Below are 705 nucleotides of genomic sequence, written 5' to 3'. Positions count from 1 at the left end.
TGGCAGTTCCTGTACCGGTCCTCGTACTGGCGCCGCGGCCCGGTGACGATGGCGGCGATCGCTGCGGTGGACATGGCGTTGTGGGACATCAAGGGCAAGGTCGCCGGCATGCCGGTCTACCAGCTGCTCGGCGGGGCATCCCGCAACGGGCTGCGCGCCTACGGCCACGCCTCCGGCTCCGACATCCCGTCGCTGTTCGATTCGGTCCGGGAGCACCTGGAACTCGGGTACAAGTCGGTGCGGATCCAGACCGCCGTGCCCGGGATCAAGGCCGTGTACGGGGTGGCCGCGCAGGCCCAGGCCTCGGGGGAGCGGTACGACTACGAGCCGGCCGGCCGTGGCGCGTTCCCGGTGGAGGAGGACTGGGACACCCGGGCGTACCTGCGCCACCTGCCCGGCGTGTTCGAGGCGGTCCGGAATGAATTCGGCCCGGAACTGCCTTTGCTGCACGACGGGCACCATCGGATGACGCCGATCCAGGCCGCGAAGCTGGGCAAGGCGCTGGAACCGTATGACCTGTTCTGGCTCGAGGACTGCACCCCGGCCGAGAACCAGGAAGCGCTGCGCCTGGTCCGCCAGCACACCACCACGCCGCTGGCCATCGGGGAAATCTTCAACACCGTGTACGACTACCAGAGCATCATCAAGGAACAGCTGATCGACTACGTCCGCGCCGCGTCCACGCACTTCGGCGGGATCTCGCCG

General features: G+C 68.5%; 1 protein-coding gene. It reads left to right on the top strand.

Features of this window, described 5'->3' with window-relative positions:
- On the top strand, positions 1 to 705 hold a 705-nt coding region (locus CXZ05_RS22690; RefSeq protein ID WP_308411019.1), incomplete at both ends, for an enolase C-terminal domain-like protein.

Origin of the sequence: Arthrobacter sp. AFG20 (genome assembly GCF_002892795.1) — a bacterium.
Classification (GTDB): domain Bacteria; phylum Actinomycetota; class Actinomycetes; order Actinomycetales; family Micrococcaceae; genus Arthrobacter.
The sequence above is the reverse complement of the archived record's forward strand: the minus strand, read 5'-3'. Positions and strand labels throughout refer to the sequence as shown.